Here is a 17,137-nt window from a genome sequence, read left to right as displayed (position 1 = left end):
GGTCGGCTGGATCGAGCCCCCTAGGGTTATGTCATGCCCCGGCCTTCCTGGACCACCGTCCTCCCCCTGCTGGCCGCGGTCGCGCTGGCCGTCGCCTGGCCGCTGCACCCCGAGAACGCCGTCGTGCTCGGCCTCCTCGCCCTCCTGCTCGTCGGTGCGGTGCTGGCCGCGGTGCACCACGCCGAGGTCGTGGCGCACCGGGTCGGAGAGCCGTACGGCTCCCTCGTGCTGGCCGTGGCGGTGACGGTCATCGAGGTCGGCCTGATCGTCACCCTGATGATCACCGCCGACGGGAGCAATGCCGGCCTGGCCCGCGACACGGTCTTCGCCGCGGTGATGATCACCGTCAACGGGATCGTCGGCATCTCGCTGCTCGTCGGCGCCCTCAAGCACCACCTCGCGGTCTTCAACCCCGAGGGCACGGGTGCCGCCCTGGCGACCGTCATCGCCCTGGCCGTGCTGTGCCTGGTCGTCCCGTCGGTCACCACGTCGGAGCCGGGGCCCGAGTTCACCGGCGCCCAGCTCGTCTTCGCCGCCGTCGCGTCGCTGGCGCTCTACGGCATGTTCGTCTTCACCCAGACCATCCGGCACCGCGACTTCTTCCTGCCGGTCGCGCCGCAGCAGTACGTCCCGGTCGTCGCCGGGCCGGGCACGCACGCCCAGCGCACCTCGGGCGCCGGGCCGTCCGGCTCCTTCGAGCACGAGCCGGTCGACGAGGACGAGGACGGGCACGCCGACCCCCCGACCGCGAAGGCCGCCCTCACCAGCCTGGGACTCCTCGTGGTCTCGCTCGTCTCCGTGGTCGGGCTCGCCAAGATCGAGTCGCCTGCGATCGAGTCGATGGTGTCGGCCGCGGGGTTCCCGTACGCCGTGGTCGGTGTGGTGATCGCCCTGCTGGTGCTCGCACCGGAGACGATCGCCGCGGTCCGCGCGGCCGTGCGCAACCGGGTCCAGGTCAGCCTCAACCTCGCCCTCGGGTCGGCCATGGCCTCCATCGGGCTCACCATCCCGGCGATCGCCGTGGCCAGCATCTGGCTCGACGGCCCGCTCGAGCTCGGGCTCAACCAGCTCCAGACGGTCCTGCTCGTCCTGACCGCCGCGGTCGCGATCCTGACCGTGGTCCCGGGCCGGGCCAAGCCGCTCCAGGGCGGCGTGCACCTGGTGCTGTTCGTGTCGTTCCTGTTCCTGACCGTCGCGCCCTAGCAACGGCGTAGGGCCCCGCAGGACGCAGCACGGCCCGGCAGGAGGTCCTGCCGGGCCGTGTCAGCGCTGGGATCAGCCGAAGTACTTGGCGTAGATCTCCTCGTAGCTGCCGTCCTCGCGGAGGTCGGCGAGCGTGCTGTTGATCGAGCGCAGGAGCGGGATGTTGCCGTCCTTCTTGACCGCCATGCCGTACTGCTCGCCGGTGTCGAACTCGCGCGAGAGCTTGAGGCGCGGGTTGTCGGCGACGAACTGGCCGGACACCGTGTTGTCGAGCATCGCCGCATCGAGCTCACCGGCCGCGAGCGCCGCCTGCAGCCCCGCCGCGTCGTCGTACGTCGTGACCTGGGTGGTCTCGGGCGCGAAGTCGCTCAGGTAGGTCTCGCCGGTGGTGTCCTTCTGGACGCCGACCCGCTGGCCCGCCAGCTCGGAGATCTCGTCGAGGCCGGAGCCCTTCGGGGTGATCAGCGCCTGCTTGGCGTCGAAGTAGGGGCTGGAGAAGTCGAGGACGCGCGCCCGCTCGCCGGTGATCGTCATCGCGGAGATCGCGACGTCGCAGACGTCGTTGTTGAGCGAGGTGCCGGACGTGATGTCGTCGAAGGACACGTCCACCACGTCGAGGTCGGCCTCGAGGTCGTCGGCGACCTTGCGCACCAGGTCGATGTCGAAGCCGGTGGGCTTGCCCTTCTCCTCGTACTCGAAGGGCGCGTAGGGCATGTCGGTGCAGACCGTGAGCGCACCGCTGAAGACGAGCGACACGTCGGTGAGCGCGTCGGCCTCCTCCCCGCTGGCGCTGCCGCCGCACGCACTCAGCGTGGCCATCAGGGCCACGGCGGAGAGGGCGGCTGCAGTCGTTCGGGCAGGACCGAGTCGTCGGGTGGTGCGGGTCATGGCGTCAGTTCGCATTCACGGTGAGCGACTCGCGAAGTCGCATGAGGGCGTATTCGGTGATCTTCACGAGCGCACCCTTGGCCTGCTCGCGGTCGCGGGCGTCGAGGCTGATGATCGGTACGTCGGCGGGCAGGGCCAGCGCGGCGGCGATCTCCTCGGCGGGGTAGCGCGGGACGCCGTCGAACTCGTTGACGGCCACGATGAACGGGATGCCTTTGGACTCGAAGTAGTCGAGCGGCGAGAAGGACTCGTCGAGCCGGGCCACGTCGACCAGCACGATGGCGCCGATGGCGCCGCGGCACAGGTCGTCCCACATGAACCAGAAGCGACGCTGGCCGGGGGTGCCGAACAGGTAGAGGACGAGGTCCTCCGCCAGGGTCAGGCGCCCGAAGTCCATGGCCACGGTCGTGGTGGCCTTGGTGGGCACGGCAGCGAGATCGTCGACGCCCTCGGACTCGTTGGTGACGAGTGCCTCGGTGCGCAGCGGGTCGATCTCCGAGACCGCGCCGACCAGCGTCGACTTGCCGACGCCGAAGCCGCCGGCAATGACGATCTTCGTCGACGCAGCCGCACGCTGTGCCTTAGTAGTTTCGAAGTCCACGGAGGGTCCTTTCGATGAGCTCGAGACGCTCATCTGTCGACGTGCTGTCGTTGATGGTGGCCTGGATGCGGACCAGGCCCTGCTCGATCAGGTCACCCAGCAGCACCCGGGTGACGCCGATCGGCATCTTGGTCAGGGCCGACACCTCGGCCACGGAGCGCCGGTCGCAGACCTCGAGAACCTGCGCGGCGGACGGCGAGAGCACAGGTGCCTCCGCACCGGCCTGGAGGCGAAGCGTCGCCTCCATGGCCAGCTCCACCTTGGCGGCCGTCCGTCCGGCGGTGAGGGTGTAGGACCGGATGAGGCGCGGGCGGTAGCCCTCGTCCTCCGGCTCGTGTGGCGGCGTCATGGCGCGGAGCCGGTCAGCCGCCCGTACCGACGCGGGCCTGGGCCTCGACGGTACGTCCCACGCGGTCCACCAGCAGGGCCATCTCGTAGCCCACCTGGCCGATGTCGGCCTCCTCGGTGGTGAGCACGGTGAGGTTGGAGCCGTCACCCACGCTCATCAGCATCAGGAAGCCCATCTCCATCTCGACGATGGTCTGCATCACCGAGCCGCCCTCGAAGAGGCGGGCGGCACCGACGGCGAGGCTGGCCAGGCCGGAGGAGACGGCCGCGACCTGCTCGGCGCGCTCGCCGGGGATGCTGGTGCTCGACGCCATCAGGAGGCCGTCGGCGGACACCAGGATGGCGTGCGCTGCGTCGGGGACGTCGTCGACGAATCGCGACATCACCCAGTCGAGGTCTCGGTCGTCACCAGCAGCGCTGGCGGCGGGTGCGGTGGCGGAATCGTGAGTCATGCGGGGCCTGCTTCCGTGTGCTGGGTGGAACTCTGGGCTGCTCGTCGGCCGCGGGAGACTCCCGCGGTGTGTGCCTGGAGGCGGCGGCGGATCGCTTCGGGGTCGCGCGTCTTGGCTGCCGTGGGCGGTGTCACGCTACCGGGAACGAGCCGCTCCCCGGGGGCGCGTCGCGGAAGTCCGACGGGGGTCGACTCGACGGCCGGCGCCTCCTCGGCGACGTGCTCGGCGATCTCCCACCCGCGGTCCACCTCGGTCTCGTGGATCTGGCTCGCGTCACCGGTGAGCCAGCCCGACCGCATCGACTTGAAGATCGGCGACTCGCCGCCGGAGCGGGCGGGCTCGCCGCGGTGCGACAGGCCGTTGGAGCCGTTGGAGCCGTTGGAGCCGTTCGTGCCGTTCGTGCCGTGGGAGCCGTTCGTGCCGTGACCGGCGTCCAGCACCGCGGCGGGGGGCTCGTACGCCGGCTGCTGCCAGACGGACGGCTCGGGTGCGGGCTCGGGCTGGGGCTCGACGACCGGCTCGGGTGCCGCCTGGGCGGCCGGCTCCGGTGCGGTCTGGGCGGCCGGCTCCGGCGCGGTCTCCCGCGCGGGGGCCGCGGGGACACCCAGGCCCAGCGGGTCGTTGGCGTCGACCTCGACCTCGCGCTCGACCGACCGCGCCACGACGGGCTCGGGCTCCGGCTCGGGCTCCGGCTCTGCAGCGGCGACGGGCTCCGGCTCGGGCTCCGGCTCCGTCTGGGGCTCCGGCTCGGCGGCAGCTTCCGGCTCGGCCTCGGCAGCACCGGGCTCGTCGAAGGCGTCCGCGGGCAGCGGGTCGGACAGCGGGTCGTGGGCACGTGCCGGCTCGGCAGCGGGCTCGGCCGCCGGCTCGACGACCGTCTCGTCGACGACCGTCTGGTCCTCGACCTCGGTCGTCTCCGGCGCGGTCTCGGCGACCCGCGCCTCCTGCTCGGCCTGGGCGCGCTGGCGGGCGGCGAGGGCGGTGATGGGCACCACGCGGGCGACCTTCTCCGCGCGCTCGGTGGCGGCACCCTCGCGCGGGGCGGAGTCGGCCGCAGCGGGCGCCTCCGACGGCTCGGGACGCTTGCCGAAGAGCGGACCGGTCGCCGTGGACGTCTCGGGCGGCAGGAACGCGTCGGCACCCGTGCGGGGCATGTTGGCGCCCGGGTCGCGGCGCGGCAGCAGGCTGCCCAGCGGCGGGCGGTCCGGCGTCGGCTCGGAGCCGGTGGTGGACCTCGCGGCCGGGGCCTGCGCGGTGCCGGTCGTACGCCCGTCGGCGGGCGCGGTCGCGGCGGCGGACGCAGCAGCGGCGGCTGTCGACGCGGTCAGGGGCTCGAGCTCGGCCTCCTGCTTGGCGGCCTTCGCCTCCGACGCGGCGTCCTTCTTCGCGGACTTCGCCTCTGCGGCGGCGGCGCGCTCCGCGGCCTTCGCCTCGGCCTTCTCCGCGCGGGCCCGGTTGCGGGCCTCACGCTTGGACAGGACGGGAGCGGCGACGGCGGCGGTCTCGAGGACCTCCGTCGTGCCGGTCGCGGGACTGGCCTGTGCGGCAGCGGCCGGGGCCGCGGGGGCGCCGGCCTGGGGCAGGTCGGGCAGCACGGAGGGCGGGAGCGTGACGGTGGCCGTCATGCCGCCACCGGGGTTGCGCGCCAGGTGGGCATCGATGTCGTGGCGCTCGGCGAGGCGCGAGACCACGAAGAGGCCCATCCGGCGAGCGGTGTCGGGCGTGGCCTCGGCACCGTGCTGGAGGTCGCGGTTGAGCTGCTCCAGCTCGGCCGGCGGCACTCCCAGGCCGGAGTCGGTGACGGTGATCGTGACGCCCTCGGGGCCCTGCTTGGCGGCGAGGCGTACGGGCTCGGCAGGCGGCGAGAAGGACAGCGCGTTGTCGACGAGCTCGGTCAGCAGGTGGACCACGTCGGCCGCGGCCTCGTCACCGACGCGGGTGTTGAGGTGCGACAGGATCTGCACGCGCTGGTAGTCCTGCACGCCCGAGGTCGCGGCCTGCAGCGCCTCGCCGACGGTGAGGCTGAACTGGCCGGCGGCGCGGTTCGGTGCGTCGGCGAGGATCAGCAGCGAGTCGGCCGTACGGCGCATGCGGGAGGCGAGGTGGTCGAGCCGGAACAGCGACTCGAGGCGCTTGGGGTCCTCCTCGTCGTGCTCGAGGCGCTCGATCTGGGCGAGCTGCTGGTTGACCAGCGAGGTCGAGCGGCGCGACAGCGTCACGAACATCGCGTTGACGGTCTGGCGGAGCTGGGCCTCGCCGGAGGCGAGGTGGATGGCCTGGCGGTGGAGGTCGTCGACCGCTCGCGCGACCTGGCCGATCTCCTCGTTGGTGGTGACGTCGATCGTCCTGATCGGCTCGGGCTCCTGGCCGGCGCGGATCCGGGCGACCGCGTCGGGCAGGCGGTGGCGGGCCACGGCGAGCGCGCCCTCGCGCACCTTGCCGATCGGGCCGAGGAGGCTGCGGGCGACGAAGAAGGCGAGCGCGATCGCGGCGGCGAGCGCAAGGATCGTCAGGACGGCGCCGACGAGCGCGTTGCGCTGGGCGTCGGAGGCGGCCTCGTCGAGGGTCTCGGTGACGCCGGTGACGAGCGTCTGGGTGATCTCGTCGTAGGGGACGTAGGCGTCGCGGCCGTCGAGGTCGGTCGCGGAGTCGTCGCGGATCTGACCGGCGTGGCGGGTGTTCTGCGTACGCAGGAGGGCCGTCTGCTCCTCGGCGCCCTCGACGGAGCCGGCGAGACGGTCGATGGCGGCCGCCTCCACGCCGATCTCCGAGAAGAGCTCCTGCGAGCTGGACTGCGAGAGCGTGGTGGCGAGCAGGCCCTGCTGGAGGGCCAGCGAGAGCCGGCCGCTCATGACCTGGGACAGCTGCTCGAGGCGCGGCTCCGGGGTCTCCTGGGCGGCGTTCACGCTGGTGATGAGCTGCGAGACGCTCGACTCGAGCTGGCGCACGAGCGCGATCCAGGTCGCCGGGCCGAGGGTCTCGGCACCCTGGCCCCGCATCGCCTGGCTCAGGTCGAGCAGCGCGTTGACGTGGGCGGTCTGGAGCTCGTCGAGGTCGGCGCTGTCGCGGGCCTGGACAAGGGTCTCGGCGTTGGTGGAGATGTCGCTGATCGCGTCGATCAGGTCGCCCTGACTGGCGGCGCTGTCGGTCTGCGCGGCCACCATGGCGGCCTCCGACGCGGTGAGGTAGTCGACCGCGGGCTGGATGATCGTGACCTGCTGGGCACTGCGGGACGCCTGCCGGGAGTCGCCGTAGTCGCCGGAGACGCGCAGGCCGCCGAGGACCGCCGCGAGCAGCAGCGGGATCGCCAGGGCAAGGGCCATCTTGCGGCCCAGCGGCCAGCCGGCGACCGAGAGACCCGTGCCCTTGCGGGGCCGGGCTGCATCCTGAGTCATGTGTGCCTCGCGTTTGGTGAGCGATACGACGTCGAAACTGAACCGGTGGGACCGGAGCAGACTCAACCTAAGGAGTCTTGCGACATTCCGTGGCGTTTTCGCAGAACTGGGGTGGTGGGGGTGTAAAGGGGCCTCGCGGCACCTCGACGAGCGGTGGGCAGTGTCCCACCGGCACCACCGACCACACCAGACCCGTTTCCAAAGCGTTGTGTGTGGCGCGTGGGACGACTCCCCCACGGCACCCGGGCCGTCGCCGACGGTTCACCCGCAGGCCCTTCCGCGGCGGGCGCACGTACGGCAGGCTTCACCGCCATGACCCCACATCTCGGGAAGGGTCGTGCCCGCGCGACCACCCACGCCTCATCCCTCGCCTCCTCCCTCGCCGCCTCGCTCGCCCTCGTCCTCTCACTGGTGCTGCTGCCGGCTGCCACCGAGCCCGCCACCGCCGCCACCCCTCTCACCGTCAGCCAGGCCATCGGCCAGCAGACCGGGGCGACGCAGACCGTCCGCGGCTACGTCGTCGGGCAGCCGACCGCCACCAACACGGTCGTACGCTCCAACTTCCCCAACGACTACGCGCTCGCGATCGCCGACTCGGCGTCGACGACCAGCACGTCGTCGATGCTCTACGTGCAGATCCCCTCGGCGTTCCGCTCGCAGTGGGGCCTGAGGACGAACCCGTCGTTGATGGGCAAGCAGATCGACGTCACCGGCGCGCTGTCGTCCTACTTCTCCCACCCCGGCATGACGAGCACGTCGGCCTTCGCGCTCTCGGGCGGCGGCACCACCGAGCCGCCGCCGACCGGCGGCACGAGTCCGTGGGACTCCACCTACTACGCGCCGGCCGTCGGCAAGTCCGGCACCGCCCTGCGCGCCGCGCTGCACGACATCATCGACGGCCACACGAAGCTGTCGTACGACGCGGTGTGGACCGCACTGAAGGACACCGACCAGGACCCCGGCAACACCGCCAACGTCATCGAGCTCTACACCGGGCGCTCCATCTCCAAGTCCAGCAACGGCGGCAGCACCGGCAACTGGAACCGTGAGCACGTCTGGGCCCAGTCGCGCGGCGGCTTCACCACCAGCGCGGGCCCCGGCACCGACCTGCACCACATCCGGCCCGAGGACGTCACGGTCAACTCGATCCGCGGCAACAAGGACTTCGACAACGGCGGCTCCGCGGTCTCCGGCTGCAACGACTGCTGGACCGACTCCGACTCCTTCGAGCCGCGCGACGCGGTGAAGGGCGACGTGGCGCGGATGCTGCTCTACATGGCGATCCGCTACGAGGGCGGCGACGGCTTCAACAACCTCGAGATGAGCTCCACGGTCGGCACGTCCTCCACGCTCATCGGCGACCTCGAGACCCTGCTGGCGTGGAACGCCGCCGACCCGGTCAACGCGTTCGAGATGCGGCGCAACGACCGCATCCACGCCCAGTGGCAGGGCAACCGCAACCCCTTCATCGACCACCCCGAGTGGGCCGACGCGATCTGGAACTGAGCCGCCCGTCGTACTGTCGGAGGATGGAGGACCACCTCGACCCAGCGCTCCCCCGCAGCCTGCCGGCCGACCAGCACGTCGCTCCGGCTGCCCTGTTGGCCACCGTGGACGCGATCGACGGCGATCCGGCGGTGGAGCTGCACAGCCTGATGGTGGTGAGGCACGGGCACGTCGTCGCCGAAGGCTGGTGGGCACCGCACACGCCCGAGCGCACCCGGCTGGTCTACTCCCTGAGCAAGAGCTTCACCTCGACCGCCCTGGCATTCGCGCTGCAGGAGGGACTGGTCGGCCTGGACGACACCGTGGTGTCGCACTTCCCCGAGCTCGCCGACGACATCACCGACCCGGGCAGCAGGTCCATCACGGTCCGCGACGTCGCCTCCATGGCCAGCGGCCACGACCGCGACATGATCGACGAGGCCCTGGCCCTCGACCCGCACGAGCCGGTGCGCGGGTTCCTGATGGTGCCGCCGGATGCCCCGCCCGGGACCCTGTTCGCCTACAGCCAGCCGTGCACGTATGCGCTGGCGAGCATCATCCAGCGCGCTGCGGGCATGCCCTTGAGTGCCTACCTGCGACCCCGGCTGCTCGACCCGCTCGGCATCGGGTCGGTCGGCTGGGCGACCTGGCCGCCCGGTCGCGAGCAGGGGTTCAGTGGCCTGTTCGCCCGCACCGAGGACATCGCCAAGCTCGGTCTGCTCTACCTCCGACGCGGGCGCTGGGGAGAGACCCAGCTGATCCCCGAGGCGTACGTCGAGCAGGCCACGTCGCGCCAGGTCGACAACCCGGACATGGAGAACCCCGACTGGCGACAGGGCTACGGCTTCCAGTTCTGGATGGCACGGCACGGCTACCGCGGCGACGGTGCCTTCGGCCAGTTCTGCATCGTGCTGCCCGAGCACGACGTCGTGGTCGCGACGACCGGCGGGACCGAGGCGATGCAGGCGGTGCTCGACCACCTGTGGACCCACCTCCTCCCCGGCCTGCGTGACGACCGCCCAGAGGACAGCGCCCAGCCCGAGCTCGAGCGGCGCCTGCGGGGCCTCTCGCTCGTGCCGTACACCGCCCGCCCCCAGCCGGGCGGTCAGGAGGACTGGACGTCGCCCTTCGTCGTGGCTCCCGGGACGAGCTTCACGTCCGTCGGAGTCAACCCGGTGGACGGCGGCCTCGAGGTCACCCTGGCCGAGGCGGACAACGCGTTGACGTTCCCCGTGGGGACTGACGGCTGGCTGGGATCGTCACCCCTCGACAGCCACGGCGACGTCGTGCCGGTCGCGGCGTCGGGCGGCTGGGACGACGACGGCACGCTGCGGGTGGAGGTCTCGTTCCTGGAGACCCCGCACCGCCTGCGCCTCACCTGCTCGCTGCCGGCAAGGGCCGCGGAGGCTGCCTGGCACACGACCCCACTGGATGGCGGTCGTCTGGCGACCCTGCACTGCCCTCGCCGGCACGGGTGACGCAGGGTCGGGCAGTCCCACGGACCAGCCCGTCGACAGCGGAGCCCCCGGCCGTACCTACCGGCCGGGGGCTCCACTGTCGCGTGGGTGGAGGCGGATCAGCCGCCGGAGCCGTGGCTGTGGGGCGGCACGACCGGGCCCTCGGACGGCTGGACCACGACGAAGCCGGGCCCCTGGAAGGCGTACTGGAACGCCTCCCCCGTCCCGCCGCGCAGCATCGACCGCATGTTCATCGAGCTGACCACCTGCGGCACCAGGCCGGCCGACCAGCAGACGGCGGCGTTGATGTCGACGTACGTCGGGGTCTGGGAGCAGTCGAGTATGAGCGGCTGCCCGTCGCTGGTGAGCGCCACCGTGCCCCGGCCCTGGACGAGCGTGTTGAACATCCCGCCGCTCATCATCCCGGCGCCCTTGACCCGGTGCACGTCGTAGTCGAGCGAGGCGTCCATGGCCAGCAGCGCGGTGCCGTTGACCGAGAGTCCGTCCCCCTCGAGGTCGACCAGGAAGACGTCCTTGGCGGCATCGGCGAAGAACACCTCGCCCTGGCCGGCCACGGTCATGAGCGGGGTGTCCTCGGAGGTCACCAGCCGGCGCATCATCTTGCCGATCGAGCCCGCCGACTTGTGCTCGAACGTCACCTGGCCCTGGTAGGCCACCATCGATCCCTTGGCGGCCAGCACCGGCTCGCCGAGCACCACCCGCAGCGTCTTGCGGTGGTGGAGGCTGAACCGCTGGGCGGTCGTGTCCTCCTGGTTGGCCTGGTCGAACAGCTCGCTGCGCATGTGTCCCCCGTCCTCGTGGCGGCCCGGTCGGCCGCGCTGCGGCGAGCCTAGAAGACCGGGGATCCGTCCCGCCTGCCGCACACCGGACGGCTCGACCCTCTGGTCACGCGGGCCCCGCAGGTGTAGGCAGGGTCCGAGGACACCGCGCCCTCGCACTCACTCGAGGAGATGGACATGGCCGCACTCGACACCGCAACCCTCCTGGCCGAGCTCGAGCCCACGGTCGAGGACAACCTCAACCGACACCTCGACATGGCGGACGAGTGGATGCCGCACGAGTACGTCCCCTGGAGCCTCGGGCGCGACTTCGCCGAGCTCGGCGGGGAACCGTGGGAGGTCGCGCAGTCGCAGCTGTCACCGATCGCCCGCACGGCGCTCGAGGTCAACCTGCTCACCGAGGACAACCTGCCGAGCTACCACCGCGAGATCGACCGCGCCTTCGGCCGCGACAGCGCGTGGGGCACCTGGGTCAACCGCTGGACGGCCGAGGAGGGCCGGCACGCGTTCTGCATCCGCGACTACCTCCTCGTCACGCGCGGCGTCGACCCCGTCGAGCTCGAGCGCGCGCGGATGGAGACGATGGAGACCGGCTACGAGGCGCTGGACAAGTCACTGCTCAACGTGTGCGCGTACGTCTCCTTCCAGGAGCTCGCCACCCGCATCTCGCACCGCAACACCGGGCGCTACACCGAGGAGCCGATCGCGGAGAAGCTGCTGAGCCGGGTCGCCAAGGACGAGAACCTGCACATGATCTTCTACCGCAACATCGTCGCCGCGGCCCTCCAGCTCGCGCCCAGCCAGACCATGCGGGCCATCACCGAGGAGGTCGTCGACTTCCAGATGCCGGGCAGCGTGATCCCCGGGTTCTCCCGCAAGGCGGTGCAGATGGCCAAGGCCGGGATCTACGACCTCCGCATCCACCACGACGACATCGTCACCCCCCTGCTGAAGAAGTGGGGGGTCTGGGACCTCGAGGACCTCGACGAGGACGGCGAGAAGGCGCGCGAAGAGCTCGCGGCCGCGGTGTCGGCCCTCGACGGCGAGGCGACCCGCTTCGTCGAGCGGCGCGCCGAGGCCGAGGCCAAGCGCGCCGCCCGCCAGTCGTCGTGAGGGAGCGCAACGTCCTCGGCGGTGAGCTCGAGCCCTGCGGCACCGACCCCGTCACCGGCTTCCACCGCGACGGCACCTGCACCGTCGGACCTCACGACGTCGGCCTCCACGCGGTCTGCGCCGTGATGACCGAGGAGTTCCTGGCCCACCAGCGATCTGTCGGCAACGACCTCTCGACGCCACGCCCCGAGTGGAGCTTCCCCGGCCTGGTGCCGGGCGACCGCTGGTGCGTCGTCGCGGCGCGGTGGCTCCAGGCGTACGACGACGGCGTGGCCGCCCCGGTCGTGCTCGCCGCCACCTCCGAGCGCGCGCTCGACGTGGTGCCGCTGGCCGTGCTGCAGCAGCTCTCCGTCGACGTGCCCCCGGACCTCGGCGCCTGGGGCTGACCGGCGAGCATCCAGCGTTCGAGGACCCGGTCACCGGCCTCCCCCGGCCTCCCCCGGCCTCCCCCGGACGCTCCATGGCACGCGAGCCTGGGTCAGGCGCGTTCGACCTCGCTCTGGAGCTTGAGCACGATGGTGCCGTCCTCCTGCTCGATGACGTAGGCCGGGTCGTCGTCGCTGCCCTTGCGCGTGACCTTCTCGCCCTTGGTCGTGCGCGTGACCTGGTCGTGGTGCACCTCGGTGACGGTGCCCTCGGCCCACGACGAGCCCCACTTCCACTTCACGTTCGTGCCGGTGCGGATCGCCATGGTCCAACCGTGGCACGCGCCGACGACACCGCGGCCCACCCCTAGGAGCGGACGTGCATGCGCTCGCCCTGCGGGCCGAAGATCGCCAGCACCTCTGCCGGCGTGGGCCCGGGATTGCCGACCCAGTGCGGCGTACGGGTGTCGAACTCGACCACCTCGCCCGGCCCGAGGGTGAGGTCCTTGGTGCCGAGGACGAGTCGCACCCTGCCGCTGAGGACGTAGAGCCACTCGTAGCCCTCGTGGGTGCGCAGCGAGGGTGCGGGCACGTCGTCGACGGGCATCACCATCTTGTAGGACTGGAGCCCGCCCGGACGCCGCGTGAGGGAGATGAACGTGCGGCCGTGGCGCACGACAGGCTTCGACCTGACCCGCGGGTCGCCCGTCTCGGGCGCGTCGACGAGCTCGTCCAGCGCCACCCGGTGGGCGCGCGCGAGCGGCAGCAGCAGCTCGAGCGTCGGCTTGCGCTGGCCCGACTCCAGGCGCGACAGCGTGCTGACCGAGATGCCGGTCTCCTCGGCCAGGTCGGTCAGCGTGGCCTCCCGCTCGAGGCGCAGCTGTCGCAACCGGGGCCCGACGCCGCGCAGCACTCCTTCGTCGTCCATGCGGCCAGTGTGCACCGGATTTGCCGTTGCGGCAATAATGTTTGTCAGTACGGCGAACGGGGTGCAGCATCGACGTCATGACTGAGATGAAGACCTACGACGTGGTGGTGGTCGGTGGCGGTGCAGCCGGCCTGAGCGGTGCGACGGCCCTGGGCCGGTCGAGGCGCTCGGTGCTGGTCATCGACGCAGGCGAGCCCCGCAACGCCCCTGCCGACCACGCCCACAACTACCTCGGCCGCGAGGGCGTCCCCCCGCTGGAGCTGCTCGAGATCGGCCGCCGCGAGGTGGCGCAGTACGGCGTCGAGGTGCTCACCGACCGGGTGGTCGGACTCTCCGGCGAGGTCGACGACTTCCTCGTCACGACCGCGGGCGGTCGCCGCTTCGGCGCCCGCCGGGTGCTCGTCACCGGCGGCGTCGTCGACGACCTGCCCGACGTGCCCGGCCTCGCGGCCCGGTGGGGCCGGGACGTCCTGCACTGCCCCTACTGCCACGGCTGGGAGGTGCGCGACCGGGCGATCGCCGTCCTCGCCACCAGCCCGATGGCCGGGCACCAGGCCCTGCTGTTCCGCCAGCTCTCCGACGACGTGGTGGTCGTGGTGCACGACGGTGCCGAGATCCCCGACGAGGAGATGGAGAGGCTCGGCGCGATCGGCGTCCGGTTCGTCCACGGCACTCCGCAGGAGGTCGTCGCCACCGACGACGGCGACGCCCTCGTCGGGCTGCGGCTGACGGACGGCTCGGTCCTCGAGCGGGACGCCGTCGTCGTGGCCTCGCAGCCCCACGTCCGCGCCGACTTCCTCGGCCCGCTCGGCATCGAGCCGAAGCCCTTCGAGATGAACGGGCTCGTCCTCGGCTCGGTGCTCGAGGTGGAGCCGACCGGCGCCACGTCGGTCCCCGGCGTCTTCGCGGCCGGCAACGCCACCGACATCTCCATGATCCTGGTCGCGTCCGCGGCCCACGGCACCCGCGTCGGCGCCTGGATCAACGCCGAGCTCGCGTCCGCCGACGCCGCGCGCGCGGTGCAGGCCCGCCGGGACGGGTTCTTCGAGCGCCCGGCGTGGGAGGAGCGCTACTCCGGTGACCGCGTCTGGAGCGGCAAGGTCAACGTCCAGCTCGCCGCGGAGGCGCCGTCGCTCGCCCCCGGCCGCGCCCTGGACATCGGGTGCGGAGAGGGCGGCGACGCGATCTGGCTCGCCTCGCAGGGGTGGCAGGTCACAGCCGTCGACTTCGCCGACGCCGCCCTGGCCCGGGTCGCCGAGCACGCGGCGGAGGCCGGCGTGGGCGACCGCGTCGAGACCCGCCGCCTCGACGTGCGCGCCTTCGACCCCGCCGGCGAGACGTGGGACCTCGTCACCTCCCACTTCTTCCACCTGCCCGACGGCGGCATGCCCGACGTCGTACGCCGGCTCGCGTCCGCGGTGGCACCGGGCGGCACCCTCCTGGTCGTCGGGCACCACCCCGACGACCTGGCCACCGGGCTGCGGCACGGGCACGACACGTTCATGTTCACCGCCGACCAGCTGGTGCCGGCGCTCCCGGACGACTTCGAGGTCGAGGTGTGCGAGGCGCGGCCGCGCACGCAGGCCCACCCGCACACCGGCGAGGAGATCGCCGTCGCCGACGCGGTGCTCAGGGCCCGACGCAGGTCGTGAGCGTGGGGCGGGTCGGCATGATGGCGACATGAGCTCTCGGGAGATGCCGCTCGTGCCGCCCGCCCGCCAGTGGTGGACGCTCATCCCCTTCCTGGTCGCCGTGGTCGCGGTGGCCGGGGTCGGCGGGCTGGCCGCCTCCTCCGCGCAGGCGACCTACCGCGCACTGGAGCTGCCGGTGTTCGCGCCGCCGCCGTGGCTGTTCGGGCCGGTGTGGTCCGTGCTCTACCTCTTCATCGGCGTCGCCGGGTGGCTGCTGTGGCGCGCGGGCGGCTGGGACGGCGTGCTGTGGCTGTGGGCCGGCCAGCTGGTGCTCAACCTGGCGTGGACGCCGCTGTTCTTCGGCGCCGACCAGTACGTCCTGGCGCTGGTCGACATCGTCGCCCTCGACGTGGCGGTGGCCGTGCTCGTGGCGCTGGCGTGGCGGCGCGTACGGGCCGCGGCGTGGCTGCTCGTGCCCTACCTCGCGTGGACCTGCTTCGCCACCGCGCTCAACGCCGGCATCGTGGTCCTCGACTAGCGAGGCTGCGGCTAGCGACCCCGCTCGGACAGCCCGAGCCGCGCCAGCACCATCGCGGCGAGCCGGTCGACCGGCAGCGCCGGGTCGACGTCCATCCCCGCCTCGTCGGGGCCGAGCGGCTCGAGGGTGTCGAGCTGCGACTCCAGCAGGCTCGGCGGCATGAAGTGGTCACGGGCGTTCATCCGGTCGAGGAGCATGTGCTTGTCGCCGGTGCAGTGGACGAAGAACGTGCCCTCGCCGCCGCGGCGCAGCACGTCGCGGTAGCTCCGGCGCAGGGCGCTGCACGCCATGATCGTCGGCTCGTCGCGGGCCTCGCGCTCCGCGGTCCAGGCGGCCAGGGACTCCAGCCAGCCCCAGCGGTCGGCGTCGGTGAGGGGCGTGCCCTCGCTCATCTTCGCGACGTTCTCGGGCGGGTGGAAGTCGTCACCCTCGGCCATCTCCCAGCCGAGCCGCTCCTGCACCGCGCGCGCCACCGTGGACTTCCCCGATCCGGAGACGCCCATGAAGACGAGGTGGAACGGGCGGGGCGTGCTCGACTCGTGGAGTGCGTTCATCCGACCGCCCAGATGCCGAGCGCGAGGACGAAGATGCTCACGCCCAGGGTCGTCTCCATCACCGTCCAGGTCTTCAGGGTGGTCTTGACGTCCATCCCGAAGAACCTGCTCACCAGCCAGAAGCCCGAGTCGTTGACGTGGGACAGCACCGTGGCGCCGGCCGCGATCGCCAGCACGAGCGCGACGAGCTGCAGCGAGGACGGGTCGGCGTCGACCACCGCCGCCGAGAGCAGCCCGGCGGTCGTGGTGAGTGCGACCGTCGCGGAGCCCTGGGCGACGCGCAGGATGGTGGCGATGACGAAGGCCGACACGATCAGCGGCAGGCCGAGGTCGGCGAGCGAGTCCGAGAGGGCGCTGCCGATGCCGCTGTAGCGCAGCACGCCGCCGAACATCCCGCCCGCGCCGGTGATGAGGATGATCGCGCAGATCGGGCCGAGCGCGTCGTTGAGGAGGTCCTCCACCTCGGCGCGCGAGTGGTGGCGCACGGCGAGGGTGTACGTCGCGACGAGCAGGGCGATCAGCAGCGCCACGGGCGTCTGGCCGATGAACACGAGCGCGTCGACGAACCCGCCCTCGGCCTCGATCGTCTCGTTGGCCCGCAGCGTGGTGAGGACGGTGTTGAGGCTGATCAGCACCAACGGCAGCAGCAGGATCGCGAGGACGTGGACGAACGCGGGGCGGTCGCCCTCGTCGGGCGCGCGGCCGCCGGTGAGGACCGAGTCGTCGATCGGCACGTGGATCTTGCCGAGCCAGCCGAGCGTGACGGCGTACACGCCGACCGCCCAGGCGACGACCGCGGCGACGACGCCGATCACCAGCGTGAGGCCGATGCTCGCGCCGATCTCGGTGGCGGCGGTGACCGGTCCGGGGTGCGGCGGCACGATCGCGTGCATCGCGGCGAAGGCACCGGCCGCGGGGAGGGCGTACATCAGCACGGAGCCGCCGAAGCGCTTGGCGACCGAGAAGATGATCGGCAGGAAGACGACCAGGCCGGCGTCGAAGAAGATCGGGAGGCCGAAGAGCAGCGCCGCGATGCCGAGCGCCAGCGGTGCGCGCTTCTCGCCGAAGCGGCTGATCAGGGTGTCGGCCAGCACCTGGGCGCCACCCGTGACCTCCAGGATGCGCCCGATCATCACTCCGAGGCCGACGAGCAGCGCCACCGCGCCGAGGGTGGAGCCGAACGCTCCGATCGCGACCGCCGGCACGTCGGCGACGGGGACGCCGGCGACGATGGCTGTGGCCAGGCTGACGAGGACGAGCGCCACGAAGGCGTGCATCCGCAGGGCGATGATGAGCACCAGCAGCACGGCGACGGCGAGGGCCGCGATCACCAGGAGCGTGCCGGCGCCATGGACGGGAGTCATGGGATCCACGTGATT

The 17,137-nt window shown here is 72.1% G+C and carries 17 protein-coding genes; 7 read left to right on the top strand and 10 right to left on the bottom strand.

Features of this window, described 5'->3' with window-relative positions; all coding sequences use genetic code 11:
- The first annotated feature begins 33 nt into the window (after window positions 1–33).
- The gene (locus tag IEZ24_RS00730) at window positions 34–1,203 is read left to right on the top strand and encodes a calcium:proton antiporter (RefSeq protein ID WP_129455220.1); all 1,170 of its coding nucleotides are present in this window, start codon (window positions 34–36) and stop codon (window positions 1,201–1,203) included.
- Window positions 1,204–1,275: 72 nt separating this feature from the next.
- Here the strand turns inward: IEZ24_RS00730 and IEZ24_RS00725 are convergent, their stop codons facing one another.
- Genes IEZ24_RS00725 through IEZ24_RS00705 form a run of 5 tightly spaced genes read right to left on the bottom strand, consistent with a single transcriptional unit; the run spans window position 1,276 to window position 6,887 of the window.
- On the bottom strand, window positions 1,276–2,091 hold the full coding sequence (locus tag IEZ24_RS00725; protein WP_165356082.1) for an ABC transporter substrate-binding protein: 816 nt from the start codon (window positions 2,089–2,091) through the stop codon (window positions 1,276–1,278).
- A 4-nt stretch (window positions 2,092–2,095) separates the two neighbouring features.
- Window positions 2,096–2,692 (bottom strand): GTP-binding protein, encoded by a 597-nt coding sequence (locus IEZ24_RS00720; RefSeq protein WP_056906137.1) that lies wholly within the window; start codon window positions 2,690–2,692, stop codon window positions 2,096–2,098.
- Window positions 2,673–3,041: a DUF742 domain-containing protein gene (locus IEZ24_RS00715; protein WP_129455222.1), complete on the bottom strand. Its 369-nt coding sequence runs from the start codon at window positions 3,039–3,041 to the stop codon at window positions 2,673–2,675. Before IEZ24_RS00715 ends, IEZ24_RS00720 begins: the two co-directional genes overlap by 20 nt.
- A 13-nt stretch (window positions 3,042–3,054) precedes the next feature.
- A complete protein-coding gene (locus IEZ24_RS00710) occupies window positions 3,055–3,492 on the bottom strand; it encodes a roadblock/LC7 domain-containing protein (RefSeq protein WP_129455223.1) in 438 nt (145 codons plus the stop codon).
- Complete coding sequence (locus tag IEZ24_RS00705) at window positions 3,489–6,887, bottom strand: sensor histidine kinase (protein WP_129455224.1); 3,399 nt, start codon at window positions 6,885–6,887, stop codon at window positions 3,489–3,491. Before IEZ24_RS00705 ends, IEZ24_RS00710 begins: the two co-directional genes overlap by 4 nt.
- Before the next feature lie 312 nt (window positions 6,888–7,199).
- Here IEZ24_RS00705 and IEZ24_RS00700 point away from each other — a divergent pair, with 312 nt between their 5' ends.
- Complete coding sequence (locus tag IEZ24_RS00700; protein ID WP_129455225.1) at window positions 7,200–8,393, top strand: endonuclease; 1,194 nt, start codon at window positions 7,200–7,202, stop codon at window positions 8,391–8,393.
- A 23-nt stretch (window positions 8,394–8,416) separates the two neighbouring features.
- Window positions 8,417–9,850 carry a serine hydrolase domain-containing protein gene (locus tag IEZ24_RS00695; protein WP_129455226.1) on the top strand — a complete coding sequence of 478 codons (1,434 nt, stop codon included), beginning with the start codon at window positions 8,417–8,419 and terminating at the stop codon, window positions 9,848–9,850.
- A gap of 98 nt (window positions 9,851–9,948) precedes the next feature.
- On the opposite strand, the gene IEZ24_RS00690 is transcribed toward IEZ24_RS00695, so the two are convergent.
- Window positions 9,949–10,632, bottom strand: a complete 684-nt coding sequence (locus IEZ24_RS00690; RefSeq protein ID WP_129455227.1) for an AIM24 family protein — start codon at window positions 10,630–10,632, stop codon at window positions 9,949–9,951.
- Window positions 10,633–10,806: 174 nt separating this feature from the next.
- Between IEZ24_RS00690 and IEZ24_RS00685 the strand changes: the two genes are divergently transcribed.
- Together IEZ24_RS00685 and IEZ24_RS00680 are read left to right on the top strand one after the other, a co-directional pair.
- A complete protein-coding gene (locus IEZ24_RS00685; RefSeq protein ID WP_129455228.1) occupies window positions 10,807–11,742 on the top strand; it encodes an acyl-ACP desaturase in 936 nt (311 codons plus the stop codon).
- Complete coding sequence (locus IEZ24_RS00680; protein WP_129455229.1) at window positions 11,739–12,128, top strand: DUF2237 family protein; 390 nt, start codon at window positions 11,739–11,741, stop codon at window positions 12,126–12,128. Before IEZ24_RS00685 ends, IEZ24_RS00680 begins: the two co-directional genes overlap by 4 nt.
- Before the next feature lie 92 nt (window positions 12,129–12,220).
- Here the strand turns inward: IEZ24_RS00680 and IEZ24_RS00675 are convergent, their stop codons facing one another.
- Both IEZ24_RS00675 and IEZ24_RS00670 read right to left on the bottom strand, forming a co-directional pair.
- On the bottom strand, window positions 12,221–12,433 hold the full coding sequence (locus tag IEZ24_RS00675) for a hypervirulence associated TUDOR domain-containing protein (protein ID WP_129455230.1): 213 nt from the start codon (window positions 12,431–12,433) through the stop codon (window positions 12,221–12,223).
- A 41-nt stretch (window positions 12,434–12,474) separates the two neighbouring features.
- Window positions 12,475–13,035, bottom strand: a complete 561-nt coding sequence (locus tag IEZ24_RS00670; protein ID WP_129455231.1) for a helix-turn-helix domain-containing protein — start codon at window positions 13,033–13,035, stop codon at window positions 12,475–12,477.
- A 77-nt stretch (window positions 13,036–13,112) separates the two neighbouring features.
- Here IEZ24_RS00670 and IEZ24_RS00665 point away from each other — a divergent pair, with 77 nt between their 5' ends.
- Together IEZ24_RS00665 and IEZ24_RS00660 are read left to right on the top strand one after the other, a co-directional pair.
- The gene (locus tag IEZ24_RS00665) at window positions 13,113–14,687 is read left to right on the top strand and encodes a bifunctional NAD(P)/FAD-dependent oxidoreductase/class I SAM-dependent methyltransferase (protein ID WP_129455232.1); all 1,575 of its coding nucleotides are present in this window, start codon (window positions 13,113–13,115) and stop codon (window positions 14,685–14,687) included.
- 28 nt (window positions 14,688–14,715) lie between these two features.
- Entirely contained in the window at window positions 14,716–15,204 is a 489-nt protein-coding gene (locus IEZ24_RS00660) for a TspO/MBR family protein (protein ID WP_224744649.1), read from the top strand.
- 11 nt (window positions 15,205–15,215) lie between these two features.
- Here the strand turns inward: IEZ24_RS00660 and IEZ24_RS00655 are convergent, their stop codons facing one another.
- Both IEZ24_RS00655 and IEZ24_RS00650 read right to left on the bottom strand, forming a co-directional pair.
- Window positions 15,216–15,758, bottom strand: a complete 543-nt coding sequence (locus tag IEZ24_RS00655; RefSeq protein ID WP_129455233.1) for a gluconokinase — start codon at window positions 15,756–15,758, stop codon at window positions 15,216–15,218.
- A complete protein-coding gene (locus IEZ24_RS00650) occupies window positions 15,755–17,122 on the bottom strand; it encodes a GntP family permease (RefSeq protein WP_207206815.1) in 1,368 nt (455 codons plus the stop codon). The genes IEZ24_RS00655 and IEZ24_RS00650 overlap by 4 nt, the downstream gene beginning before the upstream one ends.
- Between the last annotated feature and the right edge of the window lie 15 nt (window positions 17,123–17,137).

It is taken from the genome of Nocardioides ganghwensis (genome assembly GCF_014779655.1).
Taxonomy (GTDB): Bacteria; Actinomycetota; Actinomycetes; order Propionibacteriales; family Nocardioidaceae; genus Nocardioides; species Nocardioides ganghwensis.
This window is presented reverse-complemented; position numbering and strand designations above follow the sequence as displayed.

Excerpts from the sequence above, each read along its gene's own strand:
- IEZ24_RS00730 (WP_129455220.1), top strand. The coding sequence starts at position 34 with ATGCCCCGGCCTTCCTGGACCACCGTCCTCCCCCTGCTGGCCGCGGTC.
- IEZ24_RS00725 (WP_165356082.1), bottom strand. The coding sequence starts at position 2,091 with ATGACCCGCACCACCCGACGACTCGGTCCTGCCCGAACGACTGCAGCC.
- IEZ24_RS00715 (WP_129455222.1), bottom strand. The coding sequence starts at position 3,041 with ATGACGCCGCCACACGAGCCGGAGGACGAGGGCTACCGCCCGCGCCTC.
- IEZ24_RS00710 (WP_129455223.1), bottom strand. The coding sequence starts at position 3,492 with ATGACTCACGATTCCGCCACCGCACCCGCCGCCAGCGCTGCTGGTGAC.
- IEZ24_RS00705 (WP_129455224.1), bottom strand. The coding sequence starts at position 6,887 with ATGACTCAGGATGCAGCCCGGCCCCGCAAGGGCACGGGTCTCTCGGTC.
- IEZ24_RS00700 (WP_129455225.1), top strand. The coding sequence starts at position 7,200 with ATGACCCCACATCTCGGGAAGGGTCGTGCCCGCGCGACCACCCACGCC.
- IEZ24_RS00695 (WP_129455226.1), top strand. The coding sequence starts at position 8,417 with ATGGAGGACCACCTCGACCCAGCGCTCCCCCGCAGCCTGCCGGCCGAC.
- IEZ24_RS00690 (WP_129455227.1), bottom strand. The coding sequence starts at position 10,632 with ATGCGCAGCGAGCTGTTCGACCAGGCCAACCAGGAGGACACGACCGCC.
- IEZ24_RS00685 (WP_129455228.1), top strand. The coding sequence starts at position 10,807 with ATGGCCGCACTCGACACCGCAACCCTCCTGGCCGAGCTCGAGCCCACG.
- IEZ24_RS00675 (WP_129455230.1), bottom strand. The coding sequence starts at position 12,433 with ATGGCGATCCGCACCGGCACGAACGTGAAGTGGAAGTGGGGCTCGTCG.
- IEZ24_RS00670 (WP_129455231.1), bottom strand. The coding sequence starts at position 13,035 with ATGGACGACGAAGGAGTGCTGCGCGGCGTCGGGCCCCGGTTGCGACAG.
- IEZ24_RS00665 (WP_129455232.1), top strand. The coding sequence starts at position 13,113 with ATGACTGAGATGAAGACCTACGACGTGGTGGTGGTCGGTGGCGGTGCA.
- IEZ24_RS00660 (WP_224744649.1), top strand. The coding sequence starts at position 14,716 with ATGAGCTCTCGGGAGATGCCGCTCGTGCCGCCCGCCCGCCAGTGGTGG.
- IEZ24_RS00655 (WP_129455233.1), bottom strand. The coding sequence starts at position 15,758 with ATGAACGCACTCCACGAGTCGAGCACGCCCCGCCCGTTCCACCTCGTC.
- IEZ24_RS00650 (WP_207206815.1), bottom strand. The coding sequence starts at position 17,122 with ATGACTCCCGTCCATGGCGCCGGCACGCTCCTGGTGATCGCGGCCCTC.